Genomic DNA, 20,841 nt, shown 5'->3' with positions numbered 1-20,841 from the left:
GCACCTGCGCAACCCACCCGCCCGGCCACGGAGAGTTTCCGCGCGCGTCCGCCCCGGGATGGAACAACAGAACAAAGGCAAGAGCGGGTCGCTTCACTCCGAGACCCTGCAACGGATCAGCGCGCGGCTGTTGGGTCCGCCTTCAAGCGAGCCGAGCACCGCAGGTCCGGCGAGGGCGAAGAGGTGCCTGCGATTCTCTAGCGCCGAGCCATGCTCGGCTGCTCTCCGCACCGTCCCTCGACGGGCACAGGAGCACAGGGGACCGGTGCGCAGCACCGGCTCGCGGCCGGCGGCGCGTTTCCTTTGGTTGCTTTTCTTTTCGCGCGAAAGGAAAAGTAACGCCCGTGAACCCTCACGATCGCATTGTCATGGATCGAAGCAAAGGCCCTGCTACCGTTACCGCCTCAACGCATTGATCGCCAGCAACACCCATCCGGCCATCATGCTGGTGCCACCGATCGGTGCCATCCGCGTCGGCCACTGCCACAGCGCGCCACCCACCAGGCTGCCGGAGAACAGCAGCACGCCCAGCAGCAGCACGTACAGCGCCAGATGCGCGATCGCGCCCTGCGCGCGCGGCCCGAGCGCCACCAGCACCGCACCATGTGCGAACGCGTACAGCGCCGCCATGTTCAGATGCTGCTGCGCCAGCGGGTCGGCCACACCGTGCGATGCGTAGGCGGACAGGCCGATCGAGGCGGCCGCCAGCAGCGCGCCGAGACAGGCTAGCAGGGAAGGCTTACGTGCGCGACGTTCCAGGTTGAACATGAGGGCTCCTTGCGCAGCGCCCCTTGCCGGGCGCCAGATGAAAAAAAACGCGCCGCAGTGAGCGGCGCGTTTTCGTGTCCAACATTACATGGGTCAGCCGAGGCTTACTTGACGGCCCAGTAGATGTCGTAGGTACCTTCCGGGGTGAACGACTTGTCGATGCCGTCCTTCCAGGATTCATACGGACGGTCGATCACTTCGTTGCCCGCCGTCACAGCCCAGGCGCGCAGGCCGTTGCGGGCCACGTCCAGACCCGCCATGTGGCCGGTGTAGGCCGCATGTGCCGAGCGGTGCGGAGCGACGTGCACGTACTTGACCGGAGCGCCACCGTCGATCTTGACGGTCAGGGCTTCAGCAGCAGCGCCTTCGGCACCCTTCTTCTTCACCGGCTGGGCGATGTCGAAGGCGTACTTCTCCTGACCGAAGTCGGTGGTGATGATGCGGAACGGACCGGCGGCTTCAAGGCCATTGGCCTCCATCACGCGCTTGATCCATTCCTGGTTGTCCTTGATGGACTTGGTGATCGTGTCCTGACCGCGATCCACGTTACCGGCGTTGACGACCAGCAGGTCCTCGGCCGGCACATCGACGATGGCCAGATCGGTCAGCGGCGCTTCCGGGGTGCGGTAGTCGACGTTCGGCACGCTGGCGAGCATGTTGGCCATGCGCGACAGACCCATCTTGATGTCGTCGCCGATCTGGCGGCTGACATACAGGCCGGCGTAACGGCCGAACAGGTCGAAGCCGTACTTCACCGAGTAGTCCTGGGTGATCTTGACGTTACGGCCGCCCTTGCCGGTCGGCTCCAGGGTGAAGGTGGTGACCTTGTCGTGACCCTTGGTGCCGTCTTCGATGGCGATCGCAACGCGCTTGTTCTCTTCGGCGTCGGTGATCTTCCAGGAACCGGTGCCCAGATCCTTGGAGGTGAAGTCGAGGGTGGCGCCCTTGCCGGAGGCCGGGCCGGACAGCTTCAGTTCAACGGCGGGATCGCGCAGTACCAGCGGGTTCCAGTCCTTGAAGCGGCGCAGGCTGCTGACCGTGTCGTACACGATCGTCATCTTGCGGTTGGTCTCGATGCTTTCGGTGATGTGACGCTCGCCCGGCAGACATACGCCAATGATGACGAACAGGCCAGCCACGATCCCCAAGGCGATCAGGAACTCGATAATACGGGTCATTCAGAGAGTCTCCGGGGCCGATCCCACGGCCGGGTTGATTGAAGCGAAGCGCCAATCCTAGCAGGCTTCGCGGGCATTGTTTATCGGGATTGGCGCACCGGTTTCCCTGCCGGCTGCGTATTTGTATGGACAAAGAATTCGAAGGGTAACGCATACCGCTACCCGGCAAGTAGGGGGCAACCTTGGCCGGAACCCCCAGCTACCACCCAAGTCTTTGTACCGAAACGGTTTTCCTCAGACCAGCTGGAGTTCGAACGCCTTCAGTACCGCGCGCGTACGGTCGCGCACACCCAGCTTGGAGAGGATGTTGGACACGTGGTTCTTGATGGTTCCCTCCGCTACGCCCAGCGAGTTGGCGATCTCCTTGTTGGAGAAACCGCTGGCCATCAGCCGCAGGATCTCGGTCTCGCGGTCGGTCAGCGGGTCCGGGCGGTCCAGGCTGACGAACTCGTTGCGCATGTGCTCCAGGCCCGACAACAGGCGCTGGGTGACCGCCGGCTGCACCAGCGAACCGCCTTCGGCCACGGTACGGATGGCACCAACCAGCTGTGCCAGGGTCACATCCTTGAGCAGGTAGCCCTTGGCACCGGCCTTGAGGCCGGCCAGCACCAGCTGATCGTCGTCGAAGGTGGTGAGGATGATGGTCGGCGGCAGCTGTTCCTGCCGCGACAGCACCTGCAGCGCTTCCAGTCCGGACATCACCGGCATGCGCATGTCCATCAGGACCACGTCAGGGCGCACCTGCGGGATCAGCTCCACCGCCTGCCGGCCATCGCCGGCCTCGGCCACCACCTCGATGCCATCGTCGAGTGCCAGCAGGGAGCGGATTCCCTGCCGCACCAGGGTTTGGTCATCAACCAGGCAGACGCGAATCATCAACGTACTCCTTCAGGAACCTTGGTAAGGGCGGCCACCAGCACCGTTGCCGGCACCGTCGCCCGCAGGCGGAAGCCTTCGCCGGGACGGGTCTCGATCTGCAGCTGGCCGCCACATTGTTGCAGGCGCTCGCGCATGCCGCGCAAGCCATTGCCCACGTTGACCATGTCCGCGCCGACACCGTCGTCGCGGGCCTCCACCACCACACGGTCCGGGGCTTCACGGTACACCTTGATCCACAGGTGGCGGGCACCGGCGTGGCGCACCGCGTTGGTGATGATCTCCTGGGTGCAGCGCAGCAGCACGTGGGCCCGCTGCGGGTCCTCCACGTTCAGCGGATCCTCGATGTCCAGCTGGATGTCCAGCGAAGGCACGTTCTCGGTCAGCGGGCGCAGCGCCGCGGCCAGATCGATCGCGCCGGTCTCGCGCAGCTGGCTGACCACCTCGCGCACGTTGCCCAGCAGCAGTTTGGCCAGGGCGTGGGAGCGCTTCACATGCTCCAGCGCCTGCCCTTCGGCCAGGTGCCCGGCCACTTCCAGGTTCAGGGTCAGCGCGGTCAGTTGATGGCCCAGCAGGTCATGCAGCTCGCGCGAGATACGGGTGCGCTCGTTGACGCGGGCACTCTCGGCCAGCAGGGCGCGGGTGGCACGCAGCTCTGAATTGAGCCGACGCTGTTCGTCGCGGGCCTCGGTCTGCTGCCGCGCCACCAGGCTGGTCACGAAGATGAACATGGAGAAGCCGCCGTACAGCAGCGACTGCATCACCGCTTCGAACAGCGGGAAGCGCAGCAGCATGTAATAGACCGGAGCGACCGCCAACTGGCTGACCAGCAGCCACAGCACCCCCAGCCGTACCGACAACATCCACGGAATGACCCCGGCGGCCACCATCATCAGGATGCTGCCCAGGCCCGAACCGCTGAGGAAGCTGACCCCCAGCGCCGAGGCTGTCAGCAACAACAGCAGGCCGCGGTCCAGCCAGCTGGTGTGGCTGTCGCTGCGCAGGATGCGGGTCAACCAGTAGTAGGCCGTACCGAAGGACAGGTAGGCGACGAACAGCAGGATCGCCCAGCCGCCCATGTCGCTGCGGCTGTGCAGGTTCTCGAACTGCGAGTACGCCAGGGGCAGGCCGACCATGACCCAGGTGAACAGGCCGGCCAGGCGGAGGACGCGGGTATGGCTGAGGACTCCCAACATGCCAGCACTCTACGGGGCCGGCCTGCGTCACGCACTCCCACGGAAGTCATGCCTCCGCGGTCGCCTGTTCATGCCGCAGCCCACCCCGGGCATGCAATAATCGTGCGCAGGGTCCCTTGATGGACCAACCGCGTTACCCCACGGAGTCACAATGTCGATTGTCATCCGCGACGTGCGCGAGCACGAGCTCGATTCCGTCCTGGCTTTGAACAACAACGCTGGCCTGGCCATCCTTCCCCTGGATGCGGCCCGCCTGCGCCTGTTCTATGAAACCGCTGAGTATTTCCGCGTCGCCGAGCGCGACGGCAACCTGGCCGGCTTCCTGATCGGCTTCGGCAGCGACAGCCAGCACGACAGCAGCAACTTCGCCTGGTTCAAGCAGCATCTGGACACCCCGTTCTTCTACATCGACCGCATCGTGGTCGCCAGCCGCCGCCGCGGCGGTGGCGTCGGCCGTGCGTTCTATGCCGACGCGCAGAGCTTTGCCGAGCTGCGCTACCCGCAGATGACCTGCGAAGTCTTCCTCGACCATGGCGCCGATGCCGCCCTGCTCTTCCACGGCAGCTTCGGCTTCCGCGAGCTGGGCCAGAACACCATGGCCCAGGTCGATGTGCGTGCCAGCATGCTGGCCAAGGAACTGTGCAGCTACCCGTGGGTCCAGGAGACCTACGGCGGCAAGCTGCCGGATGTGGCATGGACACGCGCCCGGCAGCTGCCGGCGCAGGCACAGCGGCCGACGGGGACCTGAGCGTGGCGGTGAATTTCGATTACGAACAGGCCGGTGAACTGAAGATCGGCCAGGTGGGCATCGCCAACCTGCGCATCCGTACCCTTGATGTCGAACGCCTCGTGCAGGAAATGCGCGAGCGCGTGACCCGCGCGCCGAAGCTGTTCGGCCGCGCGGCGGTGATCCTCGATTTCGGCGGCCTGAGCCAGGTGCCGGACGTGGCCACCGCGCAGGCGCTGGTCGATGGCCTGCGCAGCGCCGGCGTGCTGCCGGTGGCGCTGGCCTATGGCACCAGCGCGGTCGACCTGCTCTCGCAGCAGCTCGGCCTGCCGCTGCTGGCCAAGTTCCGCGCCCAGTACGAGCGTGCCGAGGCCGAACCGGCCCCGCCGCCCGCGCCGGAACCGCGCCGCGCCGTTCGTGCCGAGCCGAAGCCGGCCCCGGCCGCACCGGTGGCCAAGGTCGCCGATGCAGCCGCACCGCAACCGGGCCGCATGCAGCTGGGCAACGTGCGTTCGGGCCAGCAGCTGTACGCGGAGAACTGCGACCTGACCGTGATGGCCACCGTCGGCGCCGGCGCCGAGGTCATCGCCGATGGCAGCATCCATATCTACGGCACCCTGCGCGGCCGCGCGCTGGCAGGGGCCCAGGGCAACACCGCGGCACGCATCTTCTGCCGTGATTTCCATGCGGAACTGGTGGCCATTGCAGGCCACTACAAGGTACTGGACGATGTACCGGACAACCTGCGCGGCAAGGCCGTGCAGGTGTGGCTGGAACAGGACCAGATCAAGATCGCTGCGCTGGACTGACGCAGCCCCAAACTAATGCAGAACCAGGAGAAGTCCTTTGGCTGAAATCATCGTAGTCACCTCCGGCAAGGGCGGCGTGGGCAAGACCACTTCCAGCGCAAGCCTGGCCTGTGGCCTGGCGCGGCGCGGCAAGAAGGTGGCGGTGATCGACTTCGACGTCGGCCTGCGCAACCTCGACCTGATCATGGGCTGCGAACGCCGCGTGGTGTACGACTTCGTCAACGTCGTGCACGGCGAAGCCACCCTCAAGCAGGCCCTGATCAAGGACAAGCGCTTCGACAACCTGTACGTGCTGGCCGCCTCGCAGACCCGCGACAAGGATGCACTGACCCAGGAAGGCGTGGGCAAGGTACTGAAGGACCTGGCCGCCGATGGCTTCGACTACATCATCTGCGACTCGCCGGCCGGCATCGAGAAGGGTGCGTTCCTGGCGATGTATTTCGCCGACCGCGCCGTGGTGGTGGTGAACCCGGAAGTGTCCTCGGTGCGCGACTCCGACCGCATCATCGGCCTGCTGGACTCGAAGACCCACAAGGCCGAATCCGGGCAGAACGTGCCCGCGTTCCTGCTGCTGACCCGCTACACCCCGCTGCGCGTGGAAACCGGCGAGATGCTCAGCATCGCCGACGTCGAGGAAGTCCTTGGCCTGAAGGCCATCGGCGTGATTCCGGAATCGGGCGACGTGCTCAACGCGTCCAACAAGGGCGAACCGGTGATCCTGGATGTCGAATCCGCTGCCGGCCAGGCCTATGACGACGCCGTCGCGCGCATCCTCGGCGAAGATCGCCCGATGCGCTTCACCAACGTCGAGAAGAAGGGCTTCTTCAGCAAGCTGTTCGGAGGGTAAGCATGGGCCTGTTCGATTTCCTCAAAGCGAAGAAGACCACCGCCGAAACCGCAAAGAACCGCCTGCAGATCATCATCGCGCAGGAACGCAGCCACCGCGGTGGCCCGGACTACCTGCCGCTGCTGCAGCGCGAGCTGCTGGAAGTGATCAAGAAGTACGTGAACATCGACGTCGATGCAGTGAAGGTCGACCTGGTGAAGGATGGCCAGCACGATGTGCTGGACATCTCCGTGGCGCTGCCTGAAGGCCCGGACAAACCCTGATGCCCCGCCCCGCCCGTGCCTGCATGGGCGGGGCTGCGTGACCTGCATGACCGATACGACGACCGCCGAGGACATCACCTGCGTGGGCGACATCGCCTTCGCCGACGCGCAGTGCCTGCTCGCCGCGCATGGCCTGCTGCTGCACCACGTGGCGGCCGGCGAACCGATTCCCGGCAGCTACTGGGGCGAGCCCGAGGCGGGCATCATCGCCAGCAATGTCTATGTGCGCGATGACACCCCCGTGCACTCGATGCTGCACGAAGCCTGCCACCTGATCGTATTGCCGCCGGAGCGGCGCGCGCAGGTGCACACCGACGCCACCGACTCGGTGGCCGAGGAAGATGCCACCTGCTACCTGCAGATCGTGCTGGCCGGGCGGTTGCCGGGTGTCGGCAGTGCGCGGCTGATGGCCGACATGGATGCCTGGGGGTATACGTATCGGCTGGGGTCTACGAAGGCGTGGTTCGAGCAGGATGCCGAAGACGCCAGAGCCTGGTTGATCGAACGCGGGTTGCTGCAGGCGGCGTAACCGCCGCTGGTGGGTGCGGACCGTGGTCCGCACCATCCACGCATGGCGAGGATCTACTGTAGAGCCGAGCCCATGCTCGGCTGCTTTTGCATTCGTGCAGGTGACGACGAAGAGCAGCCGAGCATGGGCTCGGCTCTACAGGATCAACCCTGCCCGGCCAGCGCGCGCAGGGTGATGCCGACGATGTAGGCCAGATAGGTGCCGGTGGCGTAGCCCATCGTGCCCAGCAGCACGCCCACCGGCGCCAGCGCCGGATGGAACGCCGCGGCCACCACCGGTGCCGAGGCTGGCCCACCGATGTTCGATTGCGAGCCGATGGCGAAGTAGAAGAACGGCACTTTCAGCAGCTTGCCCAGGCACCACAGCAGCACGATGTGCACGCTGATCCAGATGATGCCCAGCAGGAACAGCCACGGACGGTCCAGCAGCGCCAGCAGATCCATCTGCATGCCGATGCAGGCGATCAGGAAGTACAGCAGCAGCGAGCCCAGGCGCGATGCGCCCGCGCCTTCGAGATTGCGTGCACGGGTGAAACTGAGGCTGAGGCCCAACGTGGTCGACAGCACCACCACCCACACGAACGGCGCATCCAGGCTGAACTGCGCAGCCCAGCTGACATTGGCCTTGAACCACGCCGCCAGCGGCGCGCCAATGGCGTGGGCCAGCCCGACACCGCCAAAGGCCACCGCCACGATCAACATCAGGTCGGTGAGGCTGGGAATGCGTTCATGCTCAGCCTGGAAGCGCGCGATGCGCTCCTTCAGCTCATCGATGGCCGAGGTATCTGCGCCGCTGCGTGCATCGATCTTCGCGGCACGCCCGGCCAGGAAGATCAGAGCGGCCATCCACACGTAGCCGACACCCACGTCGACCACCGCGAACTGGCCGAACGTGGTGGCGTTGACGTCGAACACTTCGCGCATCGCCAGCATGTTGGCGCCGCCACCGATCCAGCTGCCCGCCAACGCGGCCATGCCGGCCCAGGTGTCACCGGCCACGGTTTCCGGATGTACGGCGCGCATCAGCAGGAAAGCCACTACCGCGCCGAGCATGATGCTGGCCGAAGCGCCGAGGTACATCAGCACCAGCTTCGGGCCGAGCCGCAGGATGCCCTTGATGTCCACCGCCAGGGTGAGCAGGATCAGCGCCGCCGGCAGCAGGATGTCGCGCGCGATCGGGTTGTAGAGCCTGGTGTTCTGCCCGTCGATCAGGCCGACGGTGTTGTAGATGCCGGGAATCAGGTAGCACAGCAGCAGCGCCGGCACGAAGGTGTAGAAGCGTTTCCACAGGCCCTGCTCGCGCGAGGCGGTCCAGAACACGGCGCCGAGGGTGGCGGCGATCAAACCGAAGACGACGATGTCGTTCTGGATCAGAGCAGTCGAAGGCATGCATGCGCTCATGTAGAGCCGAGCCATGCTCGGCTGCTGTTGGCGGGAAAGGAGGCACAGAGCAGCCGAGCATGGCTCGGCTCTACAACAAGCAGAGCGCCGCCCCGGGGGGCGGCGCTGGACCGGCTTATTCGCCGATGTGCTGCCTCAGCCAGGCATTGACGGTGTCGTGCCACAGGATGCTGTTGTTCGGCTTCAGCACCCAGTGGTTCTCATCCGGGAAGTACAGGAACTTCGATTCGATGCCCTGGCGCTGGGCAGCGGTGAACGCAGCCAGGCCCTGCTCGACCGGAATGCGGAAGTCCTGCTGGCCGTGGATCACCAGGATCGGCTTCTTCCAGTCGGCCACGTGGTTGACCGGGTTGAACTTCTCATAGTTCGCGGCCTTCTGGTACGGCGTACCGCCCTGCTCCCACTCGGTGAACCACAGTTCTTCGGTGGCGTAACCCATCATGCGCTGGTCGAACACGCCGTCATGGTTGACCAGGCACTTGAACGGGCTGTTCCAGTTGCCGGCGATCCAGTTGACCATGAAGCCGCCGTAGCTGGCGCCCAGCGCACAGGCCTTTTCACCGTTGAGGAAGGAATACTTCTTCAGCGCCGCGTCCCAGCCCTTCTGCAGGTCTTCCAGCGGGCGGTCGCCCCAGTGCTGGCTGATCGCATCGGTGAAGGCCTGGCCGTAGCCAGTGGAACCGTGGAAGTCGATCATCACCACCGCGTAGCCCTGGCCCGCGTAGGTCTGCGGGTTCCAGCGATAGCTCCAGCCGTTGCCGAAACTGCCCTGCGGACCGCCGTGGATCAGGAATGCGACCGGGTAGGACTTGCCTTCCTGGTAGTTGTGCGGCTTGACCACGTAGCCGTGCACGGTGTCGTTGTTCCAGCCCTTGAACTCGAACTGCTCGTAGTCGCCGAAGGACACGTCCTTCAGTACGTCGCCAGCGGCTGGGGTCAGCGCGCGCAGCTCGCCGATCGGCTGGCCCGCGGCCGGGAGCAGGCCGACCAGCACCTGGTCGTTGCTCTTCAGGCTGTTGCGGGTGATGGCCACGCTGGTGCCGGCCACGTCGACCGAGGTCACGCTGCCGTCGCCGATCAGCCTGGTAGCCTTGCCGCTGGCCACGTCGATCTGGAACAGCGGGTGCTCGCCAAGGTCATCGGCGGTGGTGTAGATGCTGGCGCCGTCGGCGGACAGGGCGATGCCACCGGCCGAACGATCCCACTGCGGGGCGATCTCGCGGGTCTTGCCGCTGGCCAGGTCCATCGCCATCAGGCCGAAGCGGTCGGCCTCGAAGCCCGGGCGCTTCATCGCACGGTAGAACAGGGTCTTGCCGTCCGCACTGAACACCGGGCCGGCATCCCAGGCGGGATTGGACGCGGTCAGGTTGACCGGCGCCTGCTTGCCGGCAGCGTCGAAGCGGTACAGATCGAAATTGGTCGACCACGGTTCCTGCTTGCCGGCCACGCGGATGCTGGCCACCACGCTGGCGCCATCCGGCGACCAAGCGAAATCGTCATTGCCACCGAACGGCTTGGACGGCGCATCACCATCGATGGTGGCGCTCAGCGCCGAAGCGCCCTTGACCGGACCGGCCTTGGCGACCGGCAGCGGCGCCACGAACAGGGTGTTGCGGCGGCCGTCGTTCCAGGTATCCCAGTGGCGCACGAACAGCGAATCGAAGACCTTGCCGCTGGCCTTGGCGCCGGCCACATCCTTCAGCTTCTTCTCGGTGCAGGCCAGGTCCGAGGCGCAGGCCTGGAACACGCCGGCGCTGAACAGCACGCGGTCGTCCTGTGGCGACACGTGGTAGCTGTCCACGTCGACCGCGAAATCGGTCAGCTGGCGCGGGGTGCCACCGCTGAGCGGCTGGGCGTACAGCTGCTGGCTGCCGTTCTTCGCGCTGAGGAAGTACACGGTCTGGCCATCAGCAGACAGCGAGGCGGAATTGACGTTCCAGCCGGCCGGGGTGATCTGCTTCGGCGGTGCCGCGTCGCGGGTACGCAGGTTGCGCGCGAACAGCGCGGTGGAGGCCTTCAGGTTGGCGTCCACGCTGCGCTTGGCGAACACCACGATGCCACCGTCCGCGGTCAGCACCGGCGCGGAGACGCGGTCCATCGCCACCATGTCGCGGACTTCCAGGCCACGGGCAGCGGCAACGCTGGGAAGGGCGGCCAGCAGGCTCAGTGGCAGCAGGGCATGACGCAGTTTCATCGGAGTCTCCGCAGGACGGCAAAAAACCGATGTTAGGCCCGTGCGGCCGGGGCTGCCAAGGCCATCGGTCATGGCTGCGGGCGGGCAGCCGCCAGAAACAGCAAACCCCGCCGGGGCGGGGTTTGCGGGGACACCGGGGTCGGATCCGATTCCGGCGGAATCGGCTCTGACCCCAGACGCTGTCAGCGCGGGGTCAGAGCCCTTCCTGCGGGAAGGGATCCGACCGCATTGCTTACGCGACTGCGCGCTTGCCGGTGCGGTAGATCAGCCAGCCGACCAGGAACAGCACGGCCAGGCCGATCCACTGTGCGCCCGGCAGGTGGAACGGCACGGCCAGCACGTCGGCGCGGCTGCTGACCACGATCGGAATCGCGATGGCGATGCCCATCAGCGCCTCGCCGGTGATCAGGCCGGCGGCGAACAGCACGCCTGGCTTGTGCACGCGGTCGCGGCCTTCCTCGTCATCGGCACGCACCTTGTGGAAGCGCTCGACCAGGTAGGCGATCAGGCCACCAAGGAAGATCGGCACCATCAGCTCCAGCGGCAGGTAGATACCGATGGCGGCGGCCAGCACCGGCACGCGGAAGCGGGCGTTGCGCGCCTTCAGCCAGCTGTCGAAGGCGATGATGGCGGCGCCGACCACGGCACCGATGCCGATGAAGGTCCACGGCAGTTCGCCACCGAACAGGCCCTTGGCCACCGAGGCCATCAGGTTGGCCTGCGGCGCAGCCAGCGCGTTCGGATGCAGCTCGGACTTCACGCCGATGCCGTAGGCGGTGGCCAGCAGGTTCAGCACCGGGGCCATGATCAGCGCGCACGAGAACGCACCGATGCCCAGCATCAGCTGCTGCTTCCACGGGGTGGCACCGACGATGTAGCCGGCCTTGAGGTCCTGCAGGTTGTCACCGCCGACCGCGGCGGCGCAGCACACCACCGCACCGATCATGATCGCGGCCACCGCACCCAGCGGCGCACCGCCGGCACCGACCGGCTTCAGGCCATCGGCACCGAGCAGCACGACCAGCACGGCCGAGGCGAACAGGATGGTGGAGATGGTGATGCCCGAAACCGGGTTGTTGGACGAACCGATCAGGCCGGCCAGGTAGGCCGAGACCGACACGAACAGGAAGCCGGCGACGATCATGATGAGGGTCATCGGGATCGACACGTGCCACTGGCCGACGATGGCCTGGTACAGGGCCAGCAGCGGCAGCACGAAGGCCACCAGGGCGACCAGCATCCACTTCATCGGCAGGTCGCGCTCGGTGTGCGCCAGCACCGGGCCACCGCTCTTGCGGGCAGCGGCGAAGCCACTCTTGACGCCGTTCAGCAGCGACTTGCGCAGCGAGATCAGGGTCCAGATGCCACCGATCAGCATGGCGCCAACGCCCAGGTAACGCATCTTCGCGCCCCAGATGGCGAACGCGGCTTCGGTGGAGGACGCTGCGGCAACCGACGCGGCCAATGCCGGATCGGTGTTCATGAAGAACGCCTGGTAGATCGGGATGGCGATGTGCCAGGTCAGGATCGAGCCGGACACCACCACGATGCCGACGTTGAGGCCGACGATGTAGCCCACGCCCAGCAGCGCCGGCGACAGGTTGGTGCCGATGAAGGCGGTGACCTTGGAGCTGCCGACATAGGCCGAGGTGGCCCAGGCGTCCGGGATCAGGCGCATGCCGCTTTCCGCGGCCAGCTTCACGAACGCACCGATCACCGCCGACAGGCCGAGGATCTTCAGGCCCGGGCCCGGGTTCTCACCGGCCTTGAGCACTTCGGCCGCGGCCTTGCCTTCCGGGAACGGCAGCGGGTCTTCGACGATCATCGAACGGCGCAGAGGCACCGAGAACAGCACGCCCAGCAGGCCGCCCAGGCCGGCGATGCCCAGCACCCACCAGTACTTGAAGTCCGGCCAGTAGCCCATGATCACCAGCGCCGGAATCGTAAAGATCACACCCGCGGCGATCGACGAGCCGGCCGAGGCACCGGTCTGCACGATGTTGTTTTCAAGGATGGAGCCACCGCCCAGCAGGCGCAGCACGCCCATGGAAATCACCGCGGCGGGAATGGCGGTGGCGATGGTCAGGCCTGCGAACAGACCGAGGTAGGCGTTTGCGGCCGACAGCACCACCGCCAGCACGATGGCCAGGGCCACTGCGCGGAAGGTGAGCTGCTTGGGCGCAGCGTCGTGGTTCATGGAAGCCCCTGCTGGCAAAAAATCCCTGCCACGCTAGCGTTCAGGGGGCGGCAAGTCCAGTGCGGTTGGTACCGGCTGGCAAGCCCTCGCCCAGCACTGCGCCCCAGCAGGCCCTTGGCCCCTTCAGATGTGTCGTGTTTGACCAAGTTGTGCACAGTGCACCGGTTTGTCGGAGCGGGGGTCCCTTGACCCCAATCCCCCGACGCCCCCGGCCCACCGGGCGATGCGTGCCAGGCGATGGGGTTTGCGGCTCAGCGCCTGCTTGAGTCGATTCCCGGAATCCAACACCGTGCACTGCCACCAACACATCGTCGGCAAGGAGACCGCATGGCAGACGCACCATTGATCACGATGATGCGAGCCTTCCTCGTTGCAGCGGGCGCGATGCTGTGCCTGCTGCTGGGTATAGGCAACGTCAACGCCTACAGCGGGTTTGGCACCGCGGTGATCGAGGATCGGGAAGGAATACCTTGTTTCGGCCTGCCTCCGCGGGCACTGGAATGGGTCCGATCGCCCCGTATCCTGCAAGCGGTGATGGTCTATCACCACGACACGGTGAAGGCATGGTCGTTCATGTACGACCTGACTCCCGCAGAGCCTTTGGCGCCGGGCCAGTGCATCGTCTACGGTGATCTGCCAGCCTCGGCCACGCTGCGCACCTCTCCACAGCCATTGATTCCTGCAACCTTGTATGAGGTCTACCTCAACGCTCCCACCAATGGCCCAATCAGGGGCTACACGGCGAAGTTCTGCCTGAAAGCTGCGCCTGACGGATCGACTCGGGTGATCCCCATCAGGTACGACAAGCGGACGGGTTGGAGCGCAGCTGTCTGCCAACCCTGACGGGCTACGCGGCAGAACGTTATGTTATATCCTGTCACGCCGGTCGAGCATCCCACGTGGTCCCTTCCCCCTCCCTCCGCCTGGCCTCCATCGACCAGCTGCGCGGCACCGTGATGCTGTTGATGTTGCTCGACCACGTGCGCGAGACCTTCTTCCTGCAGCACCAGGTAAGCGACCCGATGGACGCGGCGACGGTCTCCCCTGCGCTGTTCACCTGCCGTCTGCTGGCGCACCTGTGTGCGCCCGTGTTCGTCCTGTTGACCGGCCTGTCGGCCTGGCTGTACGGCCAGCGCCAGGCGGATCCGCGCCGGGCCACCGCAGCCTTCCTGCTCAAGCGCGGGCTGTTCCTGGTCGTGCTGGAACTGACCCTGGTGAATTTCGCCTGGACCTTCCAGCTGCCGCCGGACACGCTGTACCTGCAGGTGATCTGGGCCATCGGGCTGAGCATGATCGCGCTGGCCGGGCTGCTTTGGCTGCCACGCCCGGCCCTGCTGGTGCTGGCAATCGCGGTGGTGGCCGGGCACAACCTGTTCGACGGCTTACGGGTGCAAGGCAATGGCCTGCTGCCGGTGCTGTGGAAAGTGCTGCACCAGCGCGACTGGATCGAGGCCGGTGCGCTGCGCCTGCGCACGTCCTATCCGCTGCTGCCGTGGATCGGGGTGATCGCACTGGGCTACCTGATGGGGCCGTGGTTCGGTCGCGAGCGCGCGCCAGAGCAGCGCCAGCGCTGGCTGCTGTGGGCAGGCATCGGCGCGCTGGCCCTGTTCGCACTGCTGCGATTCGCCAACCAGTACGGGGATGCACCGTGGCAGTACCAGACCACGACGCTGCGCACCTGGCTGAGCATCCTCAACATCACCAAGTATCCGCCGTCATTGCAGTTCCTGCTGCTGACCCTGGGCGTGGGCCTGTTGCTGCTGCGCCTGTACGAATGGCCACCTCTGGCGCGTGCGCTGCGCCCGCTGGCAGATATTGGCGCCGCGCCGATGTTCTTCTACCTGCTGCACCTGTATGTGCTGAAGGGGCTGTACCTGGCCGCGCTGGCGATCTGGGGACCGACGCACGGTGACCTGTACGCACTGGATTCGGTGGCCGGCCTGCTGCTGGTGGCCTGTGCGCTGGCGGTGGTGCTGTACCCGCCGACGCGGGCCTTCGCGCGGTTCAAAGCGCGAAGGCGCGATCTGCCGTGGTTGCGATACCTGTGATCGCCCAGACCAGTCCGGCAATCCACGCATGGCGTGGATCCACTGAAAGCGGATCGTGCCACAGGCCTATAATTCCGCGATGAATTCCACCGCTATCGCTTCCGACGATTTCCTGGGCCATCCCAAGGGTGTCTACGTCTGCTTCTTCACCGAGATGTGGGAGCGCTTCTCCTTCTACGGCATGAAGGCGCTGCTGCTGCTGTACCTGACCAAGTACCACCTGTTCGGCGACAAGGCCGGCCTGGACCTGCTTGGCGCCTACGGTGGCCTGGTGTACTGCATCCCGGTGTTCGGCGGCATGCTGGCCGACCGCTGGCTGGGCATGCGCCGGGCGGTGCTGTTCGGCGGCATCCTGCTGGTGCTCGGCCATCTGGGCATGGCCTTCGAGGGCCACGCGGCCTACCGGGTCAACGGCGAAGTGGTGCGCGATACCTCCGCGCTGGCGGTGACCTACCTGTCGCTGGCGCTGATCATCATGGGCGTGGGCTTCCTGAAGCCGAACATCTCCACCATCGTCGGCAAGCTGTACGCCAAGGACGACCCGCGCCGCGATTCGGGCTTCTCGCTGTTCTACGCCGGCATCAACCTCGGCGCATTGTTCTCCTCGCTGGTGTGCGGCTTCCTTGGCGAGGCCTATGGCTGGAAATACGGCTTCGGCGCCGCCGGCATCGGCATGCTGGCCGGCCTGGCGATGTTCCTGTGGGGCCAGAAGTACCTGCAGGGCCATGCCGAACCGCCACAGCCGGCCGCGCTGAAGCAGAAGGTGCTGGGACTGCCGCGCGAATGGCTCATTTATCTGTGCGCGGTGCTCGGTGTACTGCCAGTGGCGTGGCTGATGTGGGCGGCCGGCAACGGCGCGTTCGCGCTGGGCGGCGAAATCAGCCTGGCGCTGATGCTGATGCTGGTGGTGCTGGGCGGCGTGCTGGTCTGGTTCGCCTGGTTCACCGGCACGAAGTGCACGCCGGTGCAGCGCCAGCAGATGATCGCGCTGATGGTGCTGATCTTCATGGCGCTGGTGTTCTTCACGATGTACGAGCAGTCCTATGGCTCGTGGGTGACCTTCACCGACCGCCTGCTGACCAAGGACATCGTGCCGTCGCTGGTGATCACCGGTGGCACGCCGCTGCCGTGGTCGATCATCTCGCTGCTGCTGGCACCGCTCGGCTTCGTGGTCAGCGCGCGGTTGTCCGAGCGCCGTCCGGGGTCGTCGGCGCCGCGCACCTTCTTCGCCGCCATCGTCGTACTGATGCTGGTGCTGCTGGTGCGCGACTGCCTGGTGATTCCGCAGACCGCCGGCTCGCTCACCTATCTCGGCGGCCTGTTCCTGGTGCTGCTGGCCCCGGCCTTCGCCGCACTGTGGACCTGGATGGACCGCCGTGGCTGGGAGCCGGGCAAGCCGGTGAAGTCGGCCTGGGGCCTGGTGATCGGCGCGCTTTCATTCGTCCCACTGGCACTGGCTGCACAGCAGGTTGGCGCCACCGGCGAGATGGCCAGCGTGTGGTGGCTGGTGCTGGCCTACTTCCTGCTGGCCAGCGGTGAAATGTGCCTGTCGCCGGTCGGCCTGTCGGCGGTGACCCAGTTGGCGGTGCCGCGGGTGATGAGCCTGATGATGGGCACCTGGTTCCTGGCCACTGCATTCTCGGAAACGCTGGCCGCACTGTTCGGCAAGCTGGCCGCGATCGAGGTGCCGGAAGGCGAATCGCTGGACATGGTCGCCGCGGCTGGTGCCTATGCGCACCTGTTCTGGCTGCTGATGTGGATCGGCCTCGGCTGCGCGCTGGCCGCCTTCATCGCCGCTCCGCTGCTGAAGAAGATGATGCACGGGGTGAAGTAAGCCCACGCAGAGGCAGGAACCGGGGCGGCGGAGGAACCATCCGCCGCCCTTTGCGTTACGGCGCCTTGCCCTTGCCGTCCGCAGCCGCAGTCGTGGCGGTCTTGCCACCCAGGCTGCGTGACAGGAACGCCAGCAGCTTGCCGTAGTACTCGCTGCGATGGGCTTCGGTATAGAAGCCGTGCCCTTCGGTCTTGTAGTACAGGCTTTCCACCGGCGTACCGGCACGCTTGAGCGCCGCTTCCATGCGCTCGGTATGCTGGATCGGGGCGCGCTTGTCTTGACCACCGGCCGCCAGGAACACTGGAACCTTGATCTGACCGGCCAGGTTGACCGGCGAGACCGCGCCCAACGTGGCTGGATCACCCAGCCACTCGCGCAGGTAGCTCATCCCGGAGTTCCGGCCCTGGATATCGCCGCCGGTGAACATCAGCGGCAGGTCGTAGACGCCCACATAGCCGGCCGCGCACCGGTACAGCCCTGGCTCGCGGGCAGCACCCATCATCGCCGAGTAGGCCCCGTAGCTGGCACCGTAGATGCAGATGCGCCGGGGATCGGCAATGCCTTCGCTGATTGCCCATCGCGTCGCGTCGGTCACGTCGTCCTGCATCGCGCCACCCCACTGTTTCAGTGCTGCCCGGCTGTGGGCACGGCCATAGTTGCCCGAGCCGCGGAAATTGATCTGCAGCACGGCGTAGCCGGCAGCGGCCAGCAACTGGTTCTCGTGATCGAAACTGCCGTTGTCGAATATCCCGATCGGCCCACCATGCGGCACCACCACCATCGGCAGGTCACGGCCGGTACTGCCATGCGGGACTGTCAGGAATCCATGGAGCTCCAACCCATCGCGCGCCTTCAGCAGGACCGGCCGCACCGACGCAGTGGTCTCCGGGTCAATCCATTCGCTGCGCGCCATCAGGAAGCGCGCCTGGTTGCGGTCGCGGTCGTACAGGTAGAACTCGCCCGGATTGGAACCGGACCCGGTTTCCACCAGCAGGCGGCGACCGTCGCGGGTACTGGAAGTGATGAACACTGCACGGCCGGGGAAGGCTGCTTCCAGGCTGCGGTACAGGCGCGCCTCGTCCGAGCTTTCGTCGAAGAACCGGGTATGCGGTGTGTTTCCCTGGAACAGTGCGCCGACCGGCACGGTGCTGCCCGGGCGGCGGATCAGTCGCGCTGGATCGACGACCTCGTCGCGCAGCACGACCTTGCGCTCCTGCGTGGCCGGGTTCCAGCTGACGATGGCATCGGGGCCGCTGGCCTGCTCACTGAGCAGGTAGGCCAACTGGCCGTCGGCGGAAAAGCCCAGCGCCGCCTCGGCGCGGCCGCTGCGTTTCTCATCATTGACCAGCACCCAGTCACCACCGTTGCGGTGGTAGAGCCGATGGACATTATCGGTACCGGCGCCCTGGACGAAACGCACGTCGCCTCGGGCATCCACCACATAGGAGGCACCCGGCATCGGCGCGCGGGCCAGCAGCCGCTGCTTGCCGCTTGCCAGTTCCAGCTGGGCCGCATAGCCGTTGGCATCCAGCCGCGATCCGCCTACCGCGATGACCACGTGGGCATCATCGCCGGGCAGGGCGTCACTGAGGAACGCCGCAGCCGACGTCCGGTACTTGGGCCGCACGCGCAGGCCAAGATCGCGGTAGCCCACCAGTAGTTCCGGTCGCCCGGTGCGCGCATCGAGTGTCAGCAGTTCGCCGGTGGCCAAGGGCGCATCGCGGGTGCCGAACTTCTGCGCCAGACCGAACATCACCTGATCGTTGTTGACCCAGTGCATGTTGAAGACATGCGAATTGAGGGGTGGGCGCAGGTTGCCCACCGGCGTGTTGTCGTCCGTACGAAGGATGATCACAGCGGTGAAGCCGTCCGCAGGCACGGTCGCGGCCAGATAGTCGCCCCCGGGAGACAGCACGACATCGCCGAACTTGTCCGCCCGCACATAGGCGCCCAGATCGATCGCAGCAGCGGTTCCACACCACAATCCCGCCACGATGAGGGCGGCCAGCCAGCGCTTGTGCATCCTTCTCTCCCCTGCCTGGACCCCTTGTCCCGGCTGGCCGATTCTAGGCAGGCCGGTGCCCGGCCCGCCACTGGCGCACAAAAAACGACGGCACCGTTGCCGGTGCCGTCGTTACCACTACCTTGGAGAGAGAGTCAGGACGTGGGTTCGGGGGGCGTGCGCCAGGTCAATGGACCCCGCGCACCGCCAACGTGAGGGCCAGGATGCTGAGGATCACCGCGATGGTGCCGTCGAGCACGCGCCAGGTGCTGGGCTTGGTGAACAGCGGCGCCAGCAGGCGCGCGCCCAGGCCCTGCGCGGTCAGCCACAGGCAGCTGGCGGTGACCACGCCGGCAGCGAAGGCCATGCGGGCATTGCCGAAGTTCTCGGCGATCGAACCGATCACCATCATGTCCAGCCAGAAGTGCGGGTTGATCAGCGAGAAACCGACCGCGGCCATCAGCACCGCGCGGCGGCTGCCGTCGTCGCTGTCGGCCTCGCCCATGCCGCCGCCACCGGCGATCGCACGGCGCGCCGACTTCATCGCGTACCAGGCCAGGAACGCCACACCGGTCCACAGCACGGCAGTGGTCAGCCACGGCAGCGCCGAGGTGAGCGTGCGCAGGCCGGCCACGCTGGCGAAGATGAAGATCGCATCGATGGCCGCACAGGTGGCGACCACCGGCACGATGTGCTTGCGCAGGATGCCCTGGCGCAGGATGAAGGCGCTCTGGGCCCCGACCACGGCGAACAGGCCGATGCCGGTAGCTGCACCAGAGAACCAGGCACCGAGGCCGGTGCTGGCGGAGATGACCGAGAACATGGGATTCACTGCCTTTACTTGCTTGGGGGACGGTGCCTCGCGAAGGCGGACAGCACCGGAACGAGCGCCATTGTCGCGCCGCAACATGAAAAAGACGAGCTAAACTTTCTAAACCAACATTAGCGGAGCTTAATTCGATGCGTATCGATCATGCCCAGCTGCGCGCCCTGGCCGCGGTGATCCGCGAAGGCAGCTTCGACCGCGCCGCGCAGTCGCTGAATGTCACGCCCTCGGCCATCTCGCAGCGGGTCAAAGCGCTGGAAGATCGGATCGGCCGGCTGCTGGTCAAGCGCGGCACCCCGGCCACCGCCACCGCGGAGGGGCAGCTGCTGGTGCAGCTGGCCGAGCAGACCGCCCTGCTCGAGCATGATGCACTGCACCGGATGGGCCTGGCCGACGAGGATCTGCCACAGGCCAGCATCCCGGTGGCGGTGAACCACGACAGCCTGGAAACCTGGTTCCCGCAGGCGGCCTACCAGTTCGCGCAGACCACCGGCACCACCCTGGACCTGCGCGTGGAGGACCAGGACCACACCGTCGAACTGCTGCGCCAGGGCACGGTGCTGGGCGCGGTGACGACGCTGGACGAGCCGGTGCAGGGTTGCCAGATCCACGCGCTGGGCAGCATCCGCTACGCAGCGACCTGTACGCCCGAGTTCCGCGAGCGCCACTTCGCCAAGGGCGTGACCGCGCAGGCGTTGGCACAGGCCCCGGTGCTGGTGTTCAACCGCAAGGACGACATGCAGTCGCGCTTTGCCCGGCGCATGGCCGGCGACGATCTGCCCAGCACCGCGCCGACCTGGTGGATCCCGTCCACCCGCGCTTTCGTGCAGGCCAACCTGGGCGGCATGGGTTGGACCATGAACCCCCTGCCGCTGGTCAAGCGGCACCTGGATGCTGGACGCCTGGTCTATGTGCGCCAGCGCGCGTGGGAAGACGTACCGCTGTACTGGCAGCACTGGAAAGGCGACGTGCAGACCATGGCGCTGCTGACCCGCGCGGTGCTGGACGCGTCCTCCGCGCTGATCCGGCGCAAGCGCTGAGAAAAAGGGGACGGAGGGGATTAATTCGTCTTTGCCCTGTATGACGTTTGGGCCTTAAACGACTTAATCCCCTCCGTCCCCTTTTTCTCCATCCAATCTCCATGCGC

The 20,841-nt window shown here is 66.2% G+C and carries 18 protein-coding genes; 9 read left to right on the top strand and 9 right to left on the bottom strand.

What is annotated here, in order from left to right:
- Positions 1–396 precede the first annotated feature (396 nt).
- The 4 genes from ACZK0Z_RS06095 to ACZK0Z_RS06080 all read right to left on the bottom strand — a co-directional run bounded on the left by ACZK0Z_RS06095 (position 397) and on the right by ACZK0Z_RS06080 (position 4,018).
- A complete protein-coding gene (locus ACZK0Z_RS06095) occupies positions 397–768 on the bottom strand; it encodes a DUF423 domain-containing protein (protein WP_019659313.1) in 372 nt (123 codons plus the stop codon).
- Between the two features lie 104 nt (positions 769–872).
- On the bottom strand, positions 873–1,946 hold the full coding sequence (locus tag ACZK0Z_RS06090; RefSeq protein ID WP_049429977.1) for a polyketide cyclase: 1,074 nt from the start codon (positions 1,944–1,946) through the stop codon (positions 873–875).
- Positions 1,947–2,180: 234 nt separating this feature from the next.
- Positions 2,181–2,822, bottom strand: coding sequence for a response regulator (locus ACZK0Z_RS06085; protein ID WP_005408537.1), 642 nt, complete (start codon positions 2,820–2,822; stop codon positions 2,181–2,183).
- Positions 2,822–4,018, bottom strand: coding sequence for a sensor histidine kinase (locus ACZK0Z_RS06080; RefSeq protein WP_197619893.1), 1,197 nt, complete (start codon positions 4,016–4,018; stop codon positions 2,822–2,824). The genes ACZK0Z_RS06085 and ACZK0Z_RS06080 overlap by 1 nt, the downstream gene beginning before the upstream one ends.
- Before the next feature lie 151 nt (positions 4,019–4,169).
- Between ACZK0Z_RS06080 and ACZK0Z_RS06075 the strand changes: the two genes are divergently transcribed.
- From ACZK0Z_RS06075 to ACZK0Z_RS06055, 5 genes are read left to right on the top strand one after another with little or no spacing between them, the layout of a single operon-like run.
- Positions 4,170–4,766 carry a GNAT family N-acetyltransferase gene (locus ACZK0Z_RS06075; RefSeq protein ID WP_049429979.1) on the top strand — a complete coding sequence of 199 codons (597 nt, stop codon included), beginning with the start codon at positions 4,170–4,172 and terminating at the stop codon, positions 4,764–4,766.
- Positions 4,712–5,554 (top strand): septum site-determining protein MinC, encoded by an 843-nt coding sequence (gene minC, locus ACZK0Z_RS06070; RefSeq protein WP_106549416.1) that lies wholly within the window; start codon positions 4,712–4,714, stop codon positions 5,552–5,554. Before ACZK0Z_RS06075 ends, minC begins: the two co-directional genes overlap by 55 nt.
- Before the next feature lie 37 nt (positions 5,555–5,591).
- On the top strand, positions 5,592–6,401 hold the full coding sequence (gene minD, locus ACZK0Z_RS06065) for a septum site-determining protein MinD (protein WP_057496225.1): 810 nt from the start codon (positions 5,592–5,594) through the stop codon (positions 6,399–6,401).
- 2 nt (positions 6,402–6,403) lie between these two features.
- Complete coding sequence (gene minE, locus ACZK0Z_RS06060) at positions 6,404–6,664, top strand: cell division topological specificity factor MinE (RefSeq protein ID WP_005408532.1); 261 nt, start codon at positions 6,404–6,406, stop codon at positions 6,662–6,664.
- A 46-nt stretch (positions 6,665–6,710) separates the two neighbouring features.
- Positions 6,711–7,193, top strand: a complete 483-nt coding sequence (locus tag ACZK0Z_RS06055) for a hypothetical protein (RefSeq protein WP_197632968.1) — start codon at positions 6,711–6,713, stop codon at positions 7,191–7,193.
- 143 nt (positions 7,194–7,336) lie between these two features.
- Here ACZK0Z_RS06055 and ACZK0Z_RS06050 read toward each other — a convergent pair whose 3' ends face one another.
- The 3 genes from ACZK0Z_RS06050 to ACZK0Z_RS06040 form a co-directional block, all read right to left on the bottom strand.
- Positions 7,337–8,581, bottom strand: a complete 1,245-nt coding sequence (locus tag ACZK0Z_RS06050; protein WP_197632970.1) for a DUF819 family protein — start codon at positions 8,579–8,581, stop codon at positions 7,337–7,339.
- Positions 8,582–8,708: 127 nt separating this feature from the next.
- The gene (locus tag ACZK0Z_RS06045; RefSeq protein ID WP_197632972.1) at positions 8,709–10,787 is read right to left on the bottom strand and encodes a prolyl oligopeptidase family serine peptidase; all 2,079 of its coding nucleotides are present in this window, start codon (positions 10,785–10,787) and stop codon (positions 8,709–8,711) included.
- 232 nt (positions 10,788–11,019) lie between these two features.
- Positions 11,020–12,984, bottom strand: coding sequence for an OPT family oligopeptide transporter (locus ACZK0Z_RS06040; RefSeq protein WP_100443783.1), 1,965 nt, complete (start codon positions 12,982–12,984; stop codon positions 11,020–11,022).
- Between the two features lie 327 nt (positions 12,985–13,311).
- Here ACZK0Z_RS06040 and ACZK0Z_RS06035 point away from each other — a divergent pair, with 327 nt between their 5' ends.
- From ACZK0Z_RS06035 to ACZK0Z_RS06025, 3 genes are all read left to right on the top strand, one after another.
- Positions 13,312–13,827 (top strand): hypothetical protein, encoded by a 516-nt coding sequence (locus tag ACZK0Z_RS06035; protein WP_049429984.1) that lies wholly within the window; start codon positions 13,312–13,314, stop codon positions 13,825–13,827.
- A 56-nt stretch (positions 13,828–13,883) separates the two neighbouring features.
- Positions 13,884–15,032: an acetyltransferase domain-containing protein gene (locus ACZK0Z_RS06030; RefSeq protein ID WP_106549411.1), complete on the top strand. Its 1,149-nt coding sequence runs from the start codon at positions 13,884–13,886 to the stop codon at positions 15,030–15,032.
- A 79-nt stretch (positions 15,033–15,111) separates the two neighbouring features.
- Positions 15,112–16,866: a peptide MFS transporter gene (locus ACZK0Z_RS06025; RefSeq protein ID WP_049429986.1), complete on the top strand. Its 1,755-nt coding sequence runs from the start codon at positions 15,112–15,114 to the stop codon at positions 16,864–16,866.
- 55 nt (positions 16,867–16,921) lie between these two features.
- Here the strand turns inward: ACZK0Z_RS06025 and ACZK0Z_RS06020 are convergent, their stop codons facing one another.
- A complete protein-coding gene (locus tag ACZK0Z_RS06020) occupies positions 16,922–18,889 on the bottom strand; it encodes a prolyl oligopeptidase family serine peptidase (protein ID WP_197632974.1) in 1,968 nt (655 codons plus the stop codon).
- A gap of 166 nt (positions 18,890–19,055) precedes the next feature.
- Positions 19,056–19,691 (bottom strand): LysE/ArgO family amino acid transporter, encoded by a 636-nt coding sequence (locus tag ACZK0Z_RS06015; protein ID WP_005408523.1) that lies wholly within the window; start codon positions 19,689–19,691, stop codon positions 19,056–19,058.
- A gap of 137 nt (positions 19,692–19,828) precedes the next feature.
- Between ACZK0Z_RS06015 and ACZK0Z_RS06010 the strand changes: the two genes are divergently transcribed.
- A complete protein-coding gene (locus ACZK0Z_RS06010) occupies positions 19,829–20,734 on the top strand; it encodes a LysR family transcriptional regulator ArgP (protein ID WP_005412604.1) in 906 nt (301 codons plus the stop codon).
- The last annotated feature ends 107 nt before the right edge of the window (positions 20,735–20,841 follow it).

Source organism: Stenotrophomonas sp. 116085_Sma (assembly GCF_056479585.1).
Note: the sequence above shows the minus strand (reverse complement) of the source record. Positions and strands in the feature narration are given on the sequence as shown.

Bases quoted from the DNA above. Each gene is read 5' to 3' on its own strand.
- ACZK0Z_RS06095 (WP_019659313.1), bottom strand. From the start codon at position 768: ATGTTCAACCTGGAACGTCGCGCACGTAAGCCTTCCCTGCTAGCCTGT.
- ACZK0Z_RS06090 (WP_049429977.1), bottom strand. From the start codon at position 1,946: ATGACCCGTATTATCGAGTTCCTGATCGCCTTGGGGATCGTGGCTGGC.
- ACZK0Z_RS06085 (WP_005408537.1), bottom strand. From the start codon at position 2,822: ATGATTCGCGTCTGCCTGGTTGATGACCAAACCCTGGTGCGGCAGGGA.
- ACZK0Z_RS06080 (WP_197619893.1), bottom strand. From the start codon at position 4,018: ATGTTGGGAGTCCTCAGCCATACCCGCGTCCTCCGCCTGGCCGGCCTG.
- ACZK0Z_RS06075 (WP_049429979.1), top strand. From the start codon at position 4,170: ATGTCGATTGTCATCCGCGACGTGCGCGAGCACGAGCTCGATTCCGTC.
- minC (WP_106549416.1), top strand. From the start codon at position 4,712: ATGGACACGCGCCCGGCAGCTGCCGGCGCAGGCACAGCGGCCGACGGG.
- minE (WP_005408532.1), top strand. From the start codon at position 6,404: ATGGGCCTGTTCGATTTCCTCAAAGCGAAGAAGACCACCGCCGAAACC.
- ACZK0Z_RS06055 (WP_197632968.1), top strand. From the start codon at position 6,711: ATGACCGATACGACGACCGCCGAGGACATCACCTGCGTGGGCGACATC.
- ACZK0Z_RS06050 (WP_197632970.1), bottom strand. From the start codon at position 8,581: ATGCCTTCGACTGCTCTGATCCAGAACGACATCGTCGTCTTCGGTTTG.
- ACZK0Z_RS06045 (WP_197632972.1), bottom strand. From the start codon at position 10,787: ATGAAACTGCGTCATGCCCTGCTGCCACTGAGCCTGCTGGCCGCCCTT.
- ACZK0Z_RS06040 (WP_100443783.1), bottom strand. From the start codon at position 12,984: ATGAACCACGACGCTGCGCCCAAGCAGCTCACCTTCCGCGCAGTGGCC.
- ACZK0Z_RS06035 (WP_049429984.1), top strand. From the start codon at position 13,312: ATGGCAGACGCACCATTGATCACGATGATGCGAGCCTTCCTCGTTGCA.
- ACZK0Z_RS06025 (WP_049429986.1), top strand. From the start codon at position 15,112: ATGAATTCCACCGCTATCGCTTCCGACGATTTCCTGGGCCATCCCAAG.
- ACZK0Z_RS06020 (WP_197632974.1), bottom strand. From the start codon at position 18,889: ATGCACAAGCGCTGGCTGGCCGCCCTCATCGTGGCGGGATTGTGGTGT.
- ACZK0Z_RS06015 (WP_005408523.1), bottom strand. From the start codon at position 19,691: ATGTTCTCGGTCATCTCCGCCAGCACCGGCCTCGGTGCCTGGTTCTCT.
- ACZK0Z_RS06010 (WP_005412604.1), top strand. From the start codon at position 19,829: ATGCGTATCGATCATGCCCAGCTGCGCGCCCTGGCCGCGGTGATCCGC.